The following is a 17,922-nucleotide window of genomic DNA, read 5'->3' on the forward strand; positions in this document are numbered from 1 at the left end:
GCCACCCGATGCGCAATAGATACGAAAACCCCGCTACCGGTGACCCGGTAGCGGGGTTTTTCGGGCTGCCTTGACTCGCCCGATCTACTTCTTGAGGCTGTCGATCAGCAGCTCAGCGACACCTTCGGAAGACATCGGATTCTGACCGGTGATGATCAGGCCATCCTGAATCGCGAAGGAGGTGAAATCGGCCTTCTTCTCATAGATGCCGCCTTTCTGCTGCAGGGCATCTTCGACCAGGAACGGCACGACATTGGTGAGACCGACGCTTTCTTCTTCGCCATTGGTGAAGCCGGTGACACGCACACCGTCCACGAAGGGAGTGCCATCCGGCTTGCGGGCGTTCAGCAGCACTGCCGGGGCGTGGCAGACGGAGCTGACCGGCTTGCCAGCCGCGTGGAACTGCTCGATCAGACGGATGGAATCCGCGTCGTTGGTCAGATCCCATAGCGGGCCGTGGCCGCCCGGGTAGAAGATGGCGTCGAAGTCTTCGACCTTCATGTCTGCCAGCACGGCGGTGGTGGCGAGGTCCTGCTGAGCAGCGGCGTCCTTGTCGAAGCGACGCGTGGCATCCGTCTGGAAATCCTCGCCTTGGCTTGCCGGGTCCAGCGGCGGCTGGCCACCCTTGGGAGAGGCCAGCGTCACCTCGATGCCGGCGTCCTTCATGACGTAGTAGGGAGCCGCCAGCTCTTCGAGCCAGAAGCCCGTCTTCTTGCCCGTGTCACCCAGCGTATCGTGGGAGGTCACTACTACCAGAACCTTGCTCATGTTGCTCTCCTCTACGTGCGGGATAGCCCGCAATGGTCACTTCACGAAAGATGTCAGCGACGTAATGGTCACTAAATGGTGCTCGCCCTGTGTTGAATCAAGCCTACTGCCCTCACCATCATCGTCATAATCGATAGTCCGGATAGCCACTATCATTGAGATAAATAGTGCTCATGTCGCTCAGCTCAAGATGGCCATGCTCATCCGTTGTAGCAGATCAGCTGTGAGAGGCCTGGCTTGCCAGATCAGTAAGTTGGCATCAGATGCACTTCGCGGATATTGGCACGCGGCGAGGCTCTGATGGCGTAGAGCACGGCATCCGCCACATCCTGCGGGTCCAGCTTGTCCGGCTTGGGCTGGTCGAAGAAGGCGGTATTGACCATGCCCGGGGTGATGGTGGTGCAGCGGCCCTGCCACTCGGCCATTTCCATCGCCAGGTTCTGGCCGAAGCCGTAGGCGAACCACTTGCTGGAACTGTAGATGGAGCCCGCATGATTGGCGCGACCGGCCACGGAACTGGTGAGGATGAAGTGGCCCTTGCTCTCTCTCAGGTGCGGCAGCGTCGCGTGGGCGGTCCACAGCAGCGCATTGATGTTGATGTCGATGACTCGCTTCCACTCCTCGGGATCGCCTTTCTCGGTGCCTGGCTGGCTGACGCCGGTGCCGGCATTGGCGAACGCCACGTCCAGACGGCCATGCTGGGCCACGGCCTGCTCGACGACCTTGGCGAGCTGATCGTAGTCCGTCGCATCAGCGGCAATCGCCAGCACCTTGTCGCTGCCCAGTTCATCGACGAGCGCATCGAGGCGCTCCTTGCGACGGGCGGTCGCGACGACCTTGTGCCCGGCCTTGACCAGTGTACGTGCGGTGGCCTCACCGATACCGCTGGAGGCACCGGTGATCAGCACGATCTTTTCTCCTTCGACTTGTGTCTGCTTCACATCATTCATGGCTCACTCCTGTGGGTCGCTTGGATCACTCGACGTGTTCTGATCACTACCCTACCGCCTGAACTTGCCATCGTGATAATCGATAGTACAGATAGCTGCTATCATCCAGACAAATAGTGCTCACTCGCCCGAGTGCAGCCGAGACACTCCGCCTGCTCTGGTAGTCATCATGAAGCTCAACTACGACCTCAACCTCCTGCGCACCTTCCATGCGCTGTATCTGGAGCAGAACGTCACGCGCGCCGGCGAGCGTCTGCATCTGAGTCAGCCCTCGGTGAGCGCGGCGCTCTCCAGGCTGCGCGAGCTGTTCAATGACCCACTGTTCATCCGCGACCGCCAGCGCATGCGCCCTACCGAGAAGGCCGACCACCTGTTCCCGACCATCGAGGCGGCGCTGACCGATCTCGATGGCCTGATCAACAGCGAGCGACACTTCGACCACACCACCGAGAGCCGTCATTTCGAGATTGCCGCCAACGACTACTTCGAGGTGCTGATCCTGCCGCAACTGGCGACGATCCTGCGTGAACAGGCGCCGGGCATCACCCTTCAGGTACGCCGCCTCTCGCAGGACATGAGTGAAGCCGGCGTGATGAGCGGCACGACGGATCTCGCCTTCGGGCGTCAGGTCGATCCGCCCGAGAATCTGGTGGTCAGGGAAGTGATCACGGAAGGCATCGATTGCCTGGTCGGCAACGGGCATCCGCTACTGGAGCGTCTGGATGATGAAGGTCGCATGACAAAGGCGGATTTCGAGCACCACGCCCACGTGTTGGTGCAACCTCATACCCGCCTGAAAAGCGGCATCTTCAAGCAGCTCGAGGGCCAGGGGCTCAAGCGTGAGGTAGCCCTGGCGGTCACCTACTTCATGGCCGTGCCCTCTCTGCTGGAGCGCTCGCCGCTGATCGCGAGTCTGCCTAGCGGCCTTTGTGACCACTTCAGCCGTCAATTTGCCGTCACCCGTGTAGCCCCCCCGGTGGCCTTCGCCACCTTTCCCTTCCACTTGAGCTGGCATCGCCGTTATCAGAAGGACCCGGCGCATCGCTGGATCCGCGAGCAGATCATCGAATGTTGTCAGCGTCTCACAGAGGAACAAACAGTGCTGCCGTGAGTCTTGAGCCCTTCCGCGCTCTGCGTCCCGCGTCCTGAGCCCTTTGAGCTCTGGAGGACAGCACAAGCGTCCGGAGACGAAAAACGGCCCCTCATCAGATGATGAGGGGCCGTTTTTCGTCATGACGCGGGATTCAACTGGCGAGCATCAGGCCTGCCCGGCTGCCAGCGCAGCGCGATGGGCGTGCAGCTTCTGGTAGCTTTCGATCAGACGCAGGTGGCGATCCAGCCCTTCCAGCTGCATGTTGGTGGGCTCCAGGCCATGGAAGCGAACCTCGCCCTGCACGGAGCCGACCACGGCAGCCATGGTGTCTTCACCGAACATGCGACGGAAGTTGTAGAGGTAATCCTCAAGCTCCAGCTCATCATCCAGCGTGATTTCCAGCACTGCCTTCATGGCCTGGTAGTAGAGGCCGCGCACAACAGTGTTGTCGTTGTACTGCAGGAACATCTCGACACGATCCAGCGCGTCCTCATGCTGACCCAGCGCGAGATTGATCATCAGCTTCAACTCGAGAATCGTCAGCTGACCCCAGATGGTGTTCTCGTCGAACTCGATGCCGATCAGCGTCTTGATGTCCATGTGCTCATCAAGCTGGCTCTCTTCGAGACGCTCGCCCAGGTCCGCCAGCTGCTCATCATCGAGATGATGCAGATTGAGGATGTCCTCACGATAATCCAGCGCCATGTTGGTGTTGTCCCACACCAGGTCCTCGACCGGATAGACCTCGGAATAGCCCGGCACCAGGATACGGCACACCGGCGCGCCGAGATCCTCGTGCACCGCCATGTAGGACTCCTTGCCGATCTCGTCGAGGATACCGAACAGGTTGGCGACTTCTTCTTCATTGCTGCCGGAGAAGTCCCACTCGACGAACTCTATGTCGGTCTTCGAGCTGAAGAAGCGCCAGGAGACGAGGCCTGATGAGTCGATGAAGTGCTCGACGAAGTTGTTCGGCTCGGACACGGCCAGCGAGTTGAAGGTCGGCGGCATGAAGTCGTTGAGTCCTTCGAAGCTGCGGCCCTGCATCAGCTCGGTCAGGCTGCGCTCGATGGCGACTTCGAAGCTCGGATGCGCGCCGAAGGAGGCGAAGACACCGCCGGTCTTCGGGTTCATCAGCGTGACGCAAGCCACCGGGAACTGGCCACCCAGCGAGGCATCCTTGACCAGAATCGGGAAGCCCTGGGCTTCGAGTGCCTCGATGCCCTCGACGATCTGCGGGTACTTGGCCAGCACGTCCTGCGGCACGTCCGGCAGGGTCAGTTCCTGCTCGAGAATCTCGCGCTTCACCGCGCGCTCGAAGATTTCGGACAGACACTGCACCTGGGCTTCCGGCAGTGTGTTGCCGGCGCTCATGCCGTTGCTGAGATACAGGTTCTCGATCAGGTTGGACGGGAAGTAGATCGTCTCACCGTCCGAGCGACGAGTGAACGGCAGGGAGACGATGCCACGGTCCGCACGGCCGGAATTGGTGTCGATCAGGTTGGAACCACCCAGCTCGCCGTCCGGATTGAAGATCTCGAGACAGTAATCGTCCAGCACGCCTTCCGGGATCTCATCGTTCGGGCCCGGCTGGAACCACTTCTCGTTCGGGTAGTGCACGAACTCGCTGTCAGCGATGGCTTCGCCGAAGAACTGATCGTTATAGAAGAAGTTGCAGCTCAGGCGCTCGATGAACTCGCCCAGGGCCGAGCACAGCGCGCTCTCCTTGGTCGAACCCTTGCCGTTGGTGAAGCACATCGGCGAGGCGGCATCACGAATGTGCAGCGACCAGACGTGCGGCACGATGTTTCGCCAGGACGCGATCTCGATCTTCATGCCGAGATCATTCAAGAGGCCCGTCATGTTGGCGATGGTCTGCTCCAATGGCAGGTCCTTGCCTTCGATCCAGGTGCTCTGTCCTTCCGGCGGCTCCGCCATCAGCAATGCCTGGGCGTCCTCGTCGAGGTTGTCGACCGTCTCGATCTCGAAGCCCGGGCCGGTCTGGACGACCTTCTTCACCGTACAACGCTCGATGGAGCGCAGGATGCCCTGACGGTCCTTGTCGGAGAGGTCTTCCGGCAGCTCCACTTGGATCTTGAAGATCTGGTTGTAGCGATTCTCCGGGTCGACGATGTTGTTCTGCGACAGGCGGATGTTCTCGGTCGGGATGTCCCGCGCCACACAGTACACCTTCACGAAATACGCCGCGCACAGCGCCGACGACGCCAGGAAGTAGTCGAACGGGCTCGGCGCCGACCCGTCACCCTTGTAGCGGATGGGCTGATCGGTGATGACCGTGAAGTCGTCGAATTTCGCCTCGAGCCTCAGGTTGTCGAGAAAGTTGACCTTGATTTCCATGAACGATGCACCGCTGTGAAGAGTGTGGGCGCCAGCACGCCAGTCTGGCGGCTACGCGATGGCCGCCATTATCCAGATTTTGGGGGCCTGCGTCGCGGGTGAGGCGAAAAGCGAAAACGCCGCGACTTCCTTGACGGCAAGGGGATTGTCACCTATTGGTTAATTTATACGCATAAATACAATAATTGATACATTGCCATGCTTGATCCCCTGTCGTTGTCCACGACAGGTCACAACACGCCCCACAACCACAATAAAGGGGAATGCAATGATGAAGCGTTTCACGACCCGCAAGGTCGCCATCTACGGGAGCATGCTCCTCGGGTTCTTCATGCTCGAGAGTCCGATGATTCTGATGGCCAACAAGATCGAGCCCATGTTAATGGGAATTCCGTTCTTCCTCGTCTGGAACCTGGTGTGGTGGGGCTTCCTCACCGCCGTGTTCCTGTATGCCTACCTGACCAACTGGGGGAGCGCCAAGGCCCCTTCCACCGGCGGCAAGCGCTGAGGAGCTCATCATGACGGGAAGTATCTTGATCATCGCGGCCTTCATGATCATCCCCTTGATCGTCGGGCTCGTCTCGGCCCGCAAGTCCCAGACGACGAGCGAAGACTTCTTCGTTCAGGGGCGGGCCATGGGCAGCATTGCCGTGTTCTTCACTGTGGCGGCTACCTGGTGGAGCGCCTTTGCCTTCCTGGGCTCGAATGCCACCTTCTACACCAGTGGCCCGATCTATCTCACCGCACTTGCGTGGAACCTGCTCTTCGGCTTCATGTACTACTGGGTAGGCAAGCGCGTCTGGTATCTCGGCAAGCGCTTCGACTATCTGACGCCGTCAGACCTGATGGGCGACTTCTACAACAGTGAAGCCCTCAGAATCCTCGTCGCCGTCATCACGCTGATCTTTACCGTGCCATATCTGCAGATCCAGCTGACAGGCGGCGCTTACCTGATCGAAGTCGCCTCCGGTGGCGTCGTGCCCTTCTGGCTGGCCGCACTGCTGTTCTACTTCATCATCATCGTCTATGTGTGGGTCGGCGGAATTCGCGCCATCGCCTGGACAGATGTGATCTACGGGGCGCTGCTGTTCTTCGGCATGATGTATGCGGGCTACTACATCGCCGGCCAGGCAGGTGGCCCGACCAGCATGTTCGCTCAGCTTGCCAGCGACTCGCCCGCGCATCTGACGCTGCCGGGGCCGAATGGCAACATGGGCTACTCCATGTGGTTCTCGCTGTTCGTGATCGTCGCCATCGGCGCCTTCATGGGTCCCCAGATCTGGCTGCGCATGTATTCGGTGAAAAGCGGCAAGCTGTTCGGATTGATGCCTTTCCTGCTGGGGCTCGCCGCCTTCGCCTACTTCGGTTCGGTGCTCACGGGGTACACCGGGGTACTGCTGGAGCCCGGCCTAGAGAATGCTGACCAGATCCTGCCCGTCATGCTGATGAACTATGCGCCCTACCTGCTTGCATCGCTGATCATGGCGGCTGGCGCAGCAGCGGCAATGTCCACCGCCAACTCCCAGATTCATGCGGTATCGACCGTCGTCACCATGGATATCTACAAGCGCTACGTGAACCCGCAAGCGGACCAGAAGCGCATCGTCCATATCGGTCGCCTGTCCCTGGTCGGCTTCTCTCTAGCGGCCTACATCCTGGCACTGACCGTACCGGGACTGCTTGTCACCATCGGGATCGCGGCACTGGCGGGCACCGCTCAGCTGATCGTGCCGACACTGGGCGCCATCACCTGGCGCAAGGCACACCCGCAAGCGGCCTTCTGGGGCCTGATTCTGGGCATCGTGACCGTCCTCTGGCTGTCCTACGGCGCCAGTGTCGGCAACCCGCTTGGCCTGCATGCCGGCATCTGGGGCCTGATCCTCAATGCGTCAGCCTTCGTCATCATCAGTCTCGCCTTGCAGCGCAAGGATGCCGAGGTGGTGGAACGCTTCGCGCAGGCGCGTCGGGATTACACCGCGGAATATCACCCGGAGCAGCTGGAAGATGATGTGGCCCCCTCACCTCAGGTGATCGAAGCCCGCTGACCAGCGACAAGGGCCTGCATTGCGCAGGCCCTTTTCATTGCCGAGCACACCTCACGTGCCAAGAACTCCCCACGTGCGAGTGCTTGATCACAATATCTGATAGCCGGCACTTGATAGCCAATGGACAGGATCTGACATGACCCCAGCTTCTTTTCCCACGCAATTATCGGAATTGACCGCCACTGACGCCCTGACACTATTTCGCCAGGGTGAGCTCTCCCCTGTCGAGCTGACCCGGGATTGTCTGGAACGTATCGACACGCTCAACCCCAAGGTCAATGCCTTCGTGCATATCGCCCATGATGGGGCAATGAAAGCAGCGAAAGACGCCGAAGCCCGCTGGATGAACGGCTCGCCCTGCGGCCCGCTGGACGGTGTGCCGACAACGCTCAAGGACCTGACGCTGTCACGGGACATGCCTACCCGGTATGGCTCCGCCACCACATCACCCGACGGTGGCAGTGACGTCGATGCCCCCGTCGCCGCGAGTCTTCGCAAGGCAGGCGCCGTCTTTCTCGGCAAGACAGCCTCGCCGGAGTATGGCTGGAAGGGAGTGACGGACAACCCGCTGCACGGCGTGACGCGCAACCCCTGGAATACCGCACTGACCTCCGGGGGATCCTCAGGTGGCGCTGGAGCAGCGGCTGCTCTCAACCTGGGCATGCTCCATCAGGGCAGTGATGCCGGTGGCTCGATCCGCATTCCCTGCAGTTTTACCGGTACCTTCGGCCTGAAACCCACGTTTGGGTGGATTCCCCAGTGGCCAACCAGTGCCATGTCGACCCTCTCACACCTGGGACCGATGACGCGGACGGCGTCCGATAGCGCCTTGATGCTTGCCAGCATGGCAAGACCGGATGCCCGAGACGGCTTGCTCGGCAACCCGCATGGCATCGATTGGAAGGCGCCACCCCCGCTATCTCTTGAGGGATGGAAAATCGCTTACAGCCCGACACTTGGGTATGTCAACGTTGCGCAGGACATTCGCCTGCGAGTGGACGAAGCGGTCGCTCTATTCTCGAGACTGGGCGCTGACGTCATCGAAATAGACCCCGGGTTTGCCTGCCCCCTCGATACCTTCAACACCTTGTGGTTCGCGGGTGCCACCCAGGTGGTCGAAAAGATGACCGACAGCCAGCGAGAACAAATGGACCCGGGCTTGCTGGACATTGCAGAACGAGGCAACAACATTTCCTTGTCGCAATATCTGGCGGCAAGACGAAAACGGACTGCACTTTGCGCACACATGCAATCCTTCCACGAACAATGGGATCTGTTGATAACGCCGACGATGCCTATCTCGCCTTTCACTGCCGGTCATAACGTCCCACCCGGCGAGAAATACGCTGACTGGATGGACTGGACGCCGTTCAGCTACCCCTTCAACCTGACCCAACAACCCGCGGCATCACTCCCCTGCGGATTGGATGACAACGGGCAGCCTGTCGGACTGCATCTTGTGGGAGGAAAATTCCAAGACATGAAAGTCATGCATGCGGCCATGTTGCTTGAAGAGATGCTTCCTGGACTTGTCTATCCCAGGCCCTAGCAATGGAACCGTCAGAGAGATACGAAGCACAAAACAGGCACTGTCATCGACAGTGGCTGTTTCACATCTACTGCAATCTCATTGGAGCTTGCCGGTTCACCAGATCGCGGTGTAGCCGCCATCGACCAGCAGGTCGGCGCCATTGATCATGGCGGCTTCTTCGGAAGCCAAGGCGATAATGCGCCCCTTGGCTTGCGCCAGTGCATGGCGCAAGTCCCCTCTGTCATAGAGAAGCACCAGAGCGCGGTCAGTACTCAATCTGCACATCGCCAACGACTGTAGTACAGCAACTCAATACATAGCCCTCTTCGATCTCTTCTTCGCTGATACCGCCATTGTGCTGCATGTCCACTTCGCCGCTGAGAACGCGCACACGGCAGGTACCACAGATTCCCATGCCACAGGCCTTGGCAATATTCAGATCAGTACTTGCCGCCGCTTCATGCAGCGTGGTGCCTTCCATGACCTGTACGGATTTGCCCGAATCCAGAAAGGTCACCCAGTGCCCCTCACCTGTCACGGACTCTTCTTCTCGCTCCAGCGCCTGGGCGGCATGATCCTCGGCGGTCGCGATATCCGCCGATGGCGTCGCACCGAAGGATTCCTCGTGATAATGGGTAAAGTCGAATCCGGCGGAGGTGAGGATCTGACGCACCGCATTCATGTACGGGGCCGGGCCACAGCAGAAGACTTCACGCTCCATGAAGTCCGGCGCCATCAACTGGAGCATTTCTCGCGTCAGGAAGCCTCGGTAGCCACCCCATATCTGGCCGGTTTCACTGCGCTCGCTGATGAGATGCAGCTTGAAGTTCTCGATGCGCGTGGACATGTAATCCAGTTCGGCACGATAGATGATATCGCTGGGCGTCTGGGCACTGTGGGCAAACACCATGTCGACTTCGGAATTGATGTTGAACAACCAGCGGGCCATGGACATCACTGGCGTGATCCCCACACCGCCGGACAGGAACAGGACCTTGTCTGCCGGGTGATCGATACAGTTGAACTGCCCTACCGGGCCATGGACCGCGACCTGAGCCCCTTCCTTGAGGTTGTCATGCAGCCAGTTCGAGACGCGCCCACCCGCTACACGCTTTACCGTGATGGAAAAGCTGTAGGGAATCGATGGCGCACTGGAGATGGTATAGGACCGCATGACCTGTTCACCGTCTATCTCCAGCTCCAGCGTGACAAATTGCCCGGGCTTGAAGAAGAACAGCACCGGGTGCTGCATGCTGAAACAGTAGGTTCGAACATCCCGTGTCTCCTGTATGACCTTCAAACAGCGCACCAGATGGCGGCCATTGGCCCAGGTCTGGGTGTTGACAGGGTTGAGAAACTCAGTAGCGGGAACAGTCATGGCGGGCTTCCTGCGCGAGAACGCCACCCCCTTTCAGAGAAAAAGGATGGCGCTCGAGAGTGATGAGGTATCAGGTGGACAGCGATTGAATCATCCCAGCTGAATCCAGGTAGTCTTCAGCTCACAGTACTGATCGTTTGCGTAGATCGACTTGTCACGCCCCCCGAATCCCGACTGCTTGTAGCCACCGAATGGTGTCGTGATGTCGCCTTCCGAGAAGCAGTTGACCGAGATGGTGCCGGCGCGGATCGCGGACGACATGCGATAGACGGTGTTCAGATCATTGCTCCACAGTGATGCCGCCAGGCCATAGCAGGTGTCATTGGCAATGGCGATGGCCTCTTCTTCCGTCTCGAAGGGAATGACTGCGAGAACGGGGCCAAAGATCTCTTCACTGGCGATAGCGGCATCTGCAGGTACATCATCGAAGATGGTCGGGGCGACGAAATACCCGCCGCTCTGTTCATGCAGGCGCATGCCGCCTGTCGCCACCTTCACTCCGGCTTCCTTGGCCTGGGAGATGTGCGACATCACCTTGTCCATATGTGCCTGTTCGATGAGCGCGCCCAGCTGGACATCCGGGTCCAGCGGATCACCGGTCTTCCAGTCTCTCTCGAGCTGCAGCAGCATCTCCTCGAGCAGATCATCCTTGATTGAGTGGTGCACGATGAGGCGCGACCCGGCGGAGCAGTTCTCGCCCATGTTCCAGAAGGCGGCGGCCAACACATTGCTTGCCACTTCCTTGAGGTCGGTGACATCTGGCATGACAACCTGAGGATTCTTGCCACCGCATTCCAGCACGACACGCTTCAGATTGCTGGCAGCGGAGTATTCGAGGAAGCGACGCCCGATCTCGGTGGAGCCCGTGAAGGCGGCAAGATCAATATCAGGGTGCAGGCCAATGGCCTTGCCAGCGACATGTCCAAGCCCTGGCACCACATTCAGGACACCGGCGGGAATGCCGGCCTGCAAGGCGAGCTCCGCGAGTCGCAAGGTGCTCAATGAGGTCAATTCCGCAGGCTTGAGCACGACGCTGTTGCCAGTGATGAGCGCAGGCCCCAGCTTCCAACCCGCCATCATGGCCGGGAAATTCCAGGGCAGCACCGCGCCGACGACGCCGAGGGGCTCGCGGCGAATGGTCGCGACAGTATCACCGGAGGTCGGTGCCACATCATCGTAGAGCTTGTCGACCGCCTCGGCATGCCAGCGAATCGTATTGGCGGTATCCGGGATATCGACGGTGTAGCACTCACTGATCGGCTTGCCGGCCTCCAGAGCTTCCAGCACCGCCAGCTCGAGGCAGTTCGCGTCGATCAGATCGGCAAAACGCTGCATGATGACCTTGCGCTCGGCAGGCGCCAACCCTGACCAGACACCCGCTTCAAAAGCGCGACGTGCCGCCTTGACGGCAAGATCGACATCCTCGCCATTGCACGCAGCAACATGGGTCAGCAGCTCGCCTGTTGCCGGATTGAGGGTTTCAAACGTCTCGCCGGATTGCGCTGCCACGAAGCGACCATCGATGAAGGCCAGATGACGATATTCCAGACGATCGATCTGTTCAGCGATCGCGTCTCGGCTCAGAGTCTCAGACATTGTTGTTGTCCTTGTGTCTTGGGAGAAAAATCGTGTGTTTAGCGTTCGCTGCCGGCGTGCCATTCCTTCCAGGCAAGGGTCGACCGTACCCCTAGCCCCAGCAATGGCTCGGGAGGATTGGACGCCGGTTTGGGGATCTGGCGCATGATATCGAGCAGCTCGCTTTCGATACCCACGGCATACTCCGCAATCAACTTCCCGGAAGTCGTGCCACTGGTGAGCCCCAGCCCGTTCTGACAGACCGCGCTGAATACCCCGGGGGCGATTTCGCCGAAGGGTGTGCCGCCATTGCGCGTCAGGCACAGGGCACCGCCCCAGGTGTATTCCATATCCACGCCCGGCAGCATCGGGAAACGACGATCAAATGAGCGCTGATGCGCCAGCTTGACGCGAGCCAGGTGCTGCCGACCGGCGGTGATATCAGGACGATAGACAAAGGAGTTGCGGATACAGATACGCCCGAAACCCATGCGCCGGACCGTCGTACCCATGGGGTCAGCGGGAATCACTCCCCAGCTCTCTTCGCCTCCCAGGCGCTCGAGTTCATCGGGACGCAGTTGGCGGCTGAGACTGCCATAGGTGTAGACCGGCAGGATGCTGCCCTTGAACCCCAGCGCCCCGAACTGCGAGGCATAGGCATTGTTGGCCAGTATCAAGCGCGGCGACTGGAGCCGGCCGTGATCGGTCACCAGTACATGCCGTGCCCCCGTCTCGATACTGTGCACCGCTGTGTCCTCATACAGCTGAACGTTCTCGGGCAATGCGTCAGCCAGACCACGTACCAGGGCGGCAGGCTGCACCAGTACCGCGCCCGGGGCATGCAGACCGGCCTGATAGAAACTCGTGCCGGTCACGGCTTTCATCTCTGCCGCATCCAGTATCCGATAGGGCTCGTTCAGCTCTGACAGTCCCTTGGCGAAGGCTTCGAGCGCCTTGATGCCGTGCTTTTCCACCGCGCCATGCAACTTGCCCTGTTCACGCCAATCGCAGTCGATGGAGTGGCGCTGAACGATGCCCCGGAGATAGTCGATCGCCCCCCGATTGAGTCGGATCTGCTGGAGATCCTTGGTTCTATCCCCGGTGTAATCGTGGGAATTCAAATCATGGGGCAGATCGATCATGAAACCGGAATTGCGCCCGGCAGCCCCAAAGCCGACACGACGCGCCTCCACCAGAGCGATGCTGGCATCAGGCTGGAGCTCCGCCAGCCGCCTGGCGGCCGCAAGTCCCGCAAGCCCCGCCCCCAGGATGACCCAGTCAGCCTTGATGTCACCTCGCAAGGGCGTGGCAGGTGGAGGGGGAGGCAGCATGTCATACCATCCACATCTCCCATCATCCTGGGGCAGAATATTGCATTTCAGCTGCATGGAAGTGGCTCCCCCTCCGTGGGCATCAGCCGCGATAAGCGACCAACGCCTCGTAATGGCGCGTGAAGGTGGCTTTCTCATTGTCAGTGAGTTCGCCTAGGGGTGCGCGCGCAGTGCCTACCGGCAGTCCTGCCAGCTCACAGCCGTATTTGATGTACTGACAGAACTTCCCGCCCTGCTCCAGCAGGTTCAGCATTGGCAGAATCCTTGCTGCCAGCTGACGTCCCGCCACGAAGTCCTGGTCGATGACACAGGCCTTGTAGAGCGCGACATGTTCTGCCGCCAGGAAGTTGGAAGCACCGCCCACCCAGCTGCGCGCTCCCCAGACGAAGAACTCCAGCGCCTGGTCATCCATGCCGCAACTGACCTGAATGCGATCATCAAACTCATTGATCAGCGCATGCATGCGCTCGATGGAACCGGTGCTTTCCTTGATGGCCTGGATGTTGGGTCGCTCGCTCAACGCGTCCAGCAAGGCAAGCGTCATCGGCACACCGGTACGGTCAGGGAAGTTGTAAAGCATGATCGGCATGTCCAGCGCATCGTCGATCCGCTGGATATGACGCAGCAGCTCATCTTCCGCCGGCTGACAGTAATAAGGGGCTGCCACCAGAATCGCATCGAAACCGACGGACTTGGCGTATAGGCCAAGCTCAAGACTCTCTTGCGTCGTGGTCGCATTGATGCCGGCCATGATGGGGATACGGCCCTTGACCTGCTCCGCCACCAGATCGAAGACCTGCTTGCGCTCTTGCCTGGTCAGCGCGTAATACTCGCCTGTCGTACCACCGATGATAAGGCCATGCACTTGTTGCTCAATCAGGCTTTCCAGCACGACTTTCAGGGTATCGAATTCGATACGATTATCGTCAGAGAAAGGAGTGACTACCGGAGTCCAGATACCGTCAAAGTTCATGCTTTCACCTTGTCATGATCAAGTTGTTATTGGAGGGATGCTTCATTCACCACATCAGCATATCTGTAGCCTAAACAGACACTGTGAAGTACGAAAGAAACCTTTTCTCCCGACTAATCATGACCGGATGTTATGAGTCATCCGCACACTTCCTTTTCAGAGAGCGATGTCAGAAAAATGAAAAGGCGACATGCAACCTTCCAGTGATGCTGAAAGGCCGCATGTCGCCAGGCAAGTTGACTGGTATTTTCTATCGCTCGCCATCACATCAGGCGACCAGCACCTGCTCAAGTAGCGCATGGCAGTCGGCAGAATGCTCCAGACTGTCCACGAGGGTCAGTATGTTGTCACTGCGAGAATCATTCAGGGTGCCGTGAGAGTAACGTCGGAATTTATCTCGCAATTCCTCGGCGGAAAGCGGCATCTGCGGGTCCCCTCTGGCACAGGTTATGTCACTGCTGATCTCTCGCCCGTCCTTGAGGCGGAAATGGACACGCGACAGAATCTCGTCCGGGAATCTGGCGGACAGATCGGCGGCCTCGACAATCTCGATTCGCTGACACAGCGCTAGAATCCCTTCGTCACGCAGCGCCCGTGCATCGAACTCATCCGGGCCTAGCCGACCACGCTGAAGCAATGCCGCCAGGGGATAGGCCAACGCATATTGCGCCTCGTCAGCATTGGTGGGGGCATGCCCCTGCAGCCGCATGGATTCATGAAATGTCTCGACACGGATATGCAGGATAGTATCGGCACGCAGCGCGACATGCGCCTTCATCAGGTCACTGGCAGCGGTCAAGGCCGGTTGAGCCCAACGACAGACAGGCCAGGGCTTGAAATACTGCGCGTCAATCTCCCAGCGCGTCCCAATATCTGACCAACAGGCTGCCACCCTGTCATCCTCGACGGTTTCGGCCGGCGCTCCCGTGATGCCCGCCTGTGCCAACAGCAACGCGTTCACGCCACTGAAGGCACCAGCGCCGTGTGCATCTCGCAACATGCTGGGGTGATCGATCAGCCGCATCATGGGACAGCGTGGCCCGAAGTACTCTGCAATCCCCAATGCATGGCGGAAAGTCTGCTCGTCCAACCCAAGCAAGCGAGCCCCCGCACAGACGACCCCGATCCCCGAAAAGGCGCCCGAGGCATGGTATTCAGGTGCCGTCGCCATCAGTGCCACTCCCGCGCGCAGGGCCGTTTCATAACCGACGCACAGGGCACTGAGAAACTCCTCGCCACTGATCGTCCTGCCCTGCTCACGATACGCATCCACCAGCGCCAACAAGGCAGGCACCACAGTGGCGCCCGCATGTCCCTTGGAAGTGAAGTGCCCCTCGTGAGCATCGAGACTATCGACACAGAAACCGCCGGCCCACGCGGCCCCCAGCGGATGTGTCGCTTGACCATTGAACAACATCCGACTGACAAGCCGGGACGCCGGATGATGTTCCAGGGCGTAACGTCTGGCTGCCTGACAGGCAGGCGTTTCACGCGCCGCCGCTGCCACCCCCAGAATATCGATCAGGCTCGCCTTGACGATGTGCTGTGTCGCGGTGGGGAGTGAGCGAAAATGCGTATCTCGCTGAAAGGCATAAAGTGAGGACAAGGCATTACCCTCCACATGTCATAGAAGATCAGGGCGCCGCGCGCACAGGACCCTCATGCAAACCTCAGACGCCACAGCAACGATCACCGAGGCGTCCGAGAGAGCATGAGGGAAAATCGAGGATGACTTGACGGGCAACGTGAGGCGCAACTTGCCAGTATGCCGTGGTCTCCCCTTAGGGCTTGCGGCAACGCGATGCCTCTGAAGAAGCGCCCGCTGGTGCCCTGAGAAAGGCGCCGGCAAGACCGGCGCCCACAAGGCGTTACTCGGCGACCGCGCGAGCCTGGGCAAGCCACGCATCGAATTGCTCACGATGCTCTTGCACCCATTGCTGGGCATGACGGCGAATATCCTCCTTGCTGCTCTCACCATTCTGCATCTTGAGGTTTTGCGTGGCTTCATCATTCGGGCTCATCGAGAGATGAGAAAGGAACTCTCGAGCGGCCGGATTTTCCTCGGCAAACTCCTTGTTCATGACCGCTTTGATGGTATCCACCGCAAAGCCGAGATTCTTGCCTTCATACTGGGTATTCACATCATTGTTGCCATCGGGCAGGTCCGTGTGCGGCACTTCGAGCCAGACCACATCCTCTCCCGGCACCAGTTCAGCCGTGATCCATTGCGGCACCCAGGTGAAATAGAAGATCGGCTCACCCTGCTGGTAACGCGTGATGGTGTCAGCCATGAGAGCAAAGTAGGAACCGCGGTTCTGTGTCACCGTATCCTCCAGACCATATGCCTCGAGCTGGTGATCGATGATCACCTCACATCCCCACCCGGGGTTGCAGCCCGTCATGTCGGCCTTGCCATCCTCATTGGTATCGAACAACGCAGCGATGCTGGGGTCCTTGAGGTCTTCAAGCGATGTGATGCCGTACTTGTCAGCCGTCTTCTTGTCGATCAGATACCCCTGGATGACGCCTTCCATCACGCTGCCCGCCTTGACCATGGTGTCATTGCCACCGGCGCGGTCATAGAAACTGGCATGCAGGTTATCCCACAGGTGCACGGTGAAATCGGCATCCCCGTAGGACAATGCCATCATCATGGTCGGGTAATCCGTCTCCTTGGGCTGCTCGACCTCATAGCCCAGCTCCTCGAGCCCCAGGACCGCGACCTGTCCTCGGAAATGCTCTTCGGAAATCGTCGGAAATATCGGGGTGACCGTCACGCCCTCTCCGGGCTTGTCACCAGTCGCATGGGCCATAGAGGCTGTGAACAGCGCCAGAGAAGACGCGGCCAAGGTGCGGGACAGCAGCTGCCGGCGAGAATGAGTGAAAGGCATCATGAGAGTATTCCTGTTGTTGTTGGTGATCTGACGACTTCATGGTTCAAGCAAATGATGAAACTCAGGGATGGGTGCGTGCCTGCCATTTCCCCATGCCAATCACCCCCAGACAGATGCCCAGCGGCCCCTTCTGGAACCAGCGACGGTGATCTCCCGCGACGGCACTGCGCTCTCCCATCGCCTGCGTCAGGCGATCGAGGAAGATGGCCAGCAATACCAGTCCCATGCCCCCGACGGTGGCGAGCCCCATATCGAGACGCCCGATACCGCGAAGTACCATCTGCCCCAGCCCTCCCACCGAAATCATGGAGGCGATCACGACCATCGACAGGGAAAGCATCAATGTCTGGTTGAGGCCGGCCATGATGGTGGGCGTCGCCAAAGGCAACTGCACTCTGCGCAGCATCTGGCCGGGCGTGCAGCCAAAGGCACGCGCCGCCTCGATCTTGTCGCCAGGAACCTGACGAATCCCGAGATTGGTCAAACGCACCAGCGGCGGTAAGGCGAAGATGATGGTGACCAGCACGCCGGGCACGTTACCGATCCCGAACAACATCACGACTGGCACCAGATAGACGAAGGCCGGCAACGTCTGCATCGCATCCAGTATCGGTCTGGCGACCTTCTCCAGACGGTCATGACGCGCGCAGAGAATGCCCAGCGGCAGGCCGAACACGGCGCAGAAGAACACGGCCGTGAGTACCAGAGACAGGGTAGTCATGGACTCGGACCAGACACCGATCAGCCCCAGAAGGATCAAGGTGAACGCACAGAAGAGCCCCATGCGTCGCCCTGCAACCTGCCACCCGAGCAAGGCGCCGAGCAATATACCGATCGTCGGAGGCACCGCCTGAAGTAGCCCCTCGATACCGTTGAGCACCTGATCGATAGGCCAGCGCACGGCACGAAAGACGCCGCGGAAATTGCTGACGAGATAATTCAATCCATCTTCCACCCACTCGCCCAGCGGAATATGTAGTACCTGGAAAGGATCCAGAATCGTCCACTCAGACATGAGTCTGCCCT

The 17,922-nt window shown here is 59.5% G+C and carries 14 protein-coding genes; 4 read left to right on the top strand and 10 right to left on the bottom strand.

The window, feature by feature from the left end; all coding sequences use genetic code 11:
• Positions 1 to 84: 84 nt before the first annotated feature.
• Together QQF40_RS15805 and QQF40_RS15810 are read right to left on the bottom strand one after the other, a co-directional pair.
• On the bottom strand, positions 85 to 768 hold the full coding sequence (locus tag QQF40_RS15805; protein WP_176676848.1) for a type 1 glutamine amidotransferase domain-containing protein: 684 nt from the start codon (positions 766 to 768) through the stop codon (positions 85 to 87).
• A 245-nt stretch (positions 769 to 1,013) separates the two neighbouring features.
• On the bottom strand, positions 1,014 to 1,718 hold the full coding sequence (locus tag QQF40_RS15810; protein ID WP_285461890.1) for an SDR family oxidoreductase: 705 nt from the start codon (positions 1,716 to 1,718) through the stop codon (positions 1,014 to 1,016).
• Positions 1,719 to 1,887: 169 nt separating this feature from the next.
• Between QQF40_RS15810 and QQF40_RS15815 the strand changes: the two genes are divergently transcribed.
• The gene (locus QQF40_RS15815) at positions 1,888 to 2,829 is read left to right on the top strand and encodes a LysR family transcriptional regulator (protein WP_285461891.1); all 942 of its coding nucleotides are present in this window, start codon (positions 1,888 to 1,890) and stop codon (positions 2,827 to 2,829) included.
• A gap of 147 nt (positions 2,830 to 2,976) precedes the next feature.
• Here the strand turns inward: QQF40_RS15815 and QQF40_RS15820 are convergent, their stop codons facing one another.
• The gene (locus QQF40_RS15820; protein WP_285461892.1) at positions 2,977 to 5,169 is read right to left on the bottom strand and encodes an OsmC domain/YcaO domain-containing protein; all 2,193 of its coding nucleotides are present in this window, start codon (positions 5,167 to 5,169) and stop codon (positions 2,977 to 2,979) included.
• 268 nt (positions 5,170 to 5,437) lie between these two features.
• On the opposite strand from QQF40_RS15820, the gene QQF40_RS15825 reads away from it, so the two are divergent.
• From QQF40_RS15825 to QQF40_RS15835, 3 genes are all read left to right on the top strand, one after another.
• Positions 5,438 to 5,677 carry a hypothetical protein gene (locus QQF40_RS15825; protein ID WP_285461893.1) on the top strand — a complete coding sequence of 80 codons (240 nt, stop codon included), beginning with the start codon at positions 5,438 to 5,440 and terminating at the stop codon, positions 5,675 to 5,677.
• Between the two features lie 10 nt (positions 5,678 to 5,687).
• On the top strand, positions 5,688 to 7,214 hold the full coding sequence (locus tag QQF40_RS15830) for a sodium:solute symporter family protein (RefSeq protein WP_285461894.1): 1,527 nt from the start codon (positions 5,688 to 5,690) through the stop codon (positions 7,212 to 7,214).
• A gap of 136 nt (positions 7,215 to 7,350) precedes the next feature.
• Entirely contained in the window at positions 7,351 to 8,763 is a 1,413-nt protein-coding gene (locus QQF40_RS15835; RefSeq protein WP_285461895.1) for an amidase, read from the top strand.
• A 247-nt stretch (positions 8,764 to 9,010) separates the two neighbouring features.
• On the opposite strand, the gene gbcB is transcribed toward QQF40_RS15835, so the two are convergent.
• The 7 genes from gbcB to proW form a co-directional block, all read right to left on the bottom strand.
• Positions 9,011 to 10,123 carry a glycine betaine monooxygenase reductase subunit gene (gene gbcB / locus QQF40_RS15840; RefSeq protein ID WP_285461896.1) on the bottom strand — a complete coding sequence of 371 codons (1,113 nt, stop codon included), beginning with the start codon at positions 10,121 to 10,123 and terminating at the stop codon, positions 9,011 to 9,013.
• A 90-nt stretch (positions 10,124 to 10,213) separates the two neighbouring features.
• On the bottom strand, positions 10,214 to 11,719 hold the full coding sequence (locus QQF40_RS15845) for an aldehyde dehydrogenase (RefSeq protein ID WP_285461897.1): 1,506 nt from the start codon (positions 11,717 to 11,719) through the stop codon (positions 10,214 to 10,216).
• Positions 11,720 to 11,757: 38 nt separating this feature from the next.
• The gene (locus tag QQF40_RS15850) at positions 11,758 to 13,029 is read right to left on the bottom strand and encodes an NAD(P)/FAD-dependent oxidoreductase (protein ID WP_285461898.1); all 1,272 of its coding nucleotides are present in this window, start codon (positions 13,027 to 13,029) and stop codon (positions 11,758 to 11,760) included.
• An 82-nt stretch (positions 13,030 to 13,111) separates the two neighbouring features.
• Positions 13,112 to 14,002, bottom strand: coding sequence for a dihydrodipicolinate synthase family protein (locus QQF40_RS15855; RefSeq protein ID WP_285461899.1), 891 nt, complete (start codon positions 14,000 to 14,002; stop codon positions 13,112 to 13,114).
• 268 nt (positions 14,003 to 14,270) lie between these two features.
• Positions 14,271 to 15,608 (bottom strand): MmgE/PrpD family protein, encoded by a 1,338-nt coding sequence (locus tag QQF40_RS15860; RefSeq protein WP_285461900.1) that lies wholly within the window; start codon positions 15,606 to 15,608, stop codon positions 14,271 to 14,273.
• Between the two features lie 262 nt (positions 15,609 to 15,870).
• Complete coding sequence (gene proX / locus QQF40_RS15865; RefSeq protein WP_285461901.1) at positions 15,871 to 16,896, bottom strand: glycine betaine/L-proline ABC transporter substrate-binding protein ProX; 1,026 nt, start codon at positions 16,894 to 16,896, stop codon at positions 15,871 to 15,873.
• A 61-nt stretch (positions 16,897 to 16,957) separates the two neighbouring features.
• Positions 16,958 to 17,911: a glycine betaine/L-proline ABC transporter permease ProW gene (gene proW, locus QQF40_RS15870; protein ID WP_285461902.1), complete on the bottom strand. Its 954-nt coding sequence runs from the start codon at positions 17,909 to 17,911 to the stop codon at positions 16,958 to 16,960.
• Positions 17,912 to 17,922 lie beyond the last annotated feature (11 nt).

Source organism: Cobetia sp. LC6 (assembly GCF_030264805.1).
Lineage (GTDB): Bacteria > Pseudomonadota > Gammaproteobacteria > Pseudomonadales > Halomonadaceae > Cobetia.

Bases quoted from the DNA above. Each gene is read 5' to 3' on its own strand.
- gbcB (WP_285461896.1), bottom strand. From the start codon at position 10,123: ATGACTGTTCCCGCTACTGAGTTTCTCAACCCTGTCAACACCCAGACC.
- QQF40_RS15845 (WP_285461897.1), bottom strand. From the start codon at position 11,719: ATGTCTGAGACTCTGAGCCGAGACGCGATCGCTGAACAGATCGATCGT.
- QQF40_RS15815 (WP_285461891.1), top strand. From the start codon at position 1,888: ATGAAGCTCAACTACGACCTCAACCTCCTGCGCACCTTCCATGCGCTG.
- QQF40_RS15855 (WP_285461899.1), bottom strand. From the start codon at position 14,002: ATGAACTTTGACGGTATCTGGACTCCGGTAGTCACTCCTTTCTCTGAC.
- QQF40_RS15825 (WP_285461893.1), top strand. From the start codon at position 5,438: ATGATGAAGCGTTTCACGACCCGCAAGGTCGCCATCTACGGGAGCATG.
- QQF40_RS15850 (WP_285461898.1), bottom strand. From the start codon at position 13,029: ATGCTGCCTCCCCCTCCACCTGCCACGCCCTTGCGAGGTGACATCAAG.
- proW (WP_285461902.1), bottom strand. From the start codon at position 17,911: ATGTCTGAGTGGACGATTCTGGATCCTTTCCAGGTACTACATATTCCG.
- QQF40_RS15805 (WP_176676848.1), bottom strand. From the start codon at position 768: ATGAGCAAGGTTCTGGTAGTAGTGACCTCCCACGATACGCTGGGTGAC.
- QQF40_RS15830 (WP_285461894.1), top strand. From the start codon at position 5,688: ATGACGGGAAGTATCTTGATCATCGCGGCCTTCATGATCATCCCCTTG.
- QQF40_RS15835 (WP_285461895.1), top strand. From the start codon at position 7,351: ATGACCCCAGCTTCTTTTCCCACGCAATTATCGGAATTGACCGCCACT.
- proX (WP_285461901.1), bottom strand. From the start codon at position 16,896: ATGATGCCTTTCACTCATTCTCGCCGGCAGCTGCTGTCCCGCACCTTG.
- QQF40_RS15810 (WP_285461890.1), bottom strand. From the start codon at position 1,718: ATGAATGATGTGAAGCAGACACAAGTCGAAGGAGAAAAGATCGTGCTG.
- QQF40_RS15820 (WP_285461892.1), bottom strand. From the start codon at position 5,169: ATGGAAATCAAGGTCAACTTTCTCGACAACCTGAGGCTCGAGGCGAAA.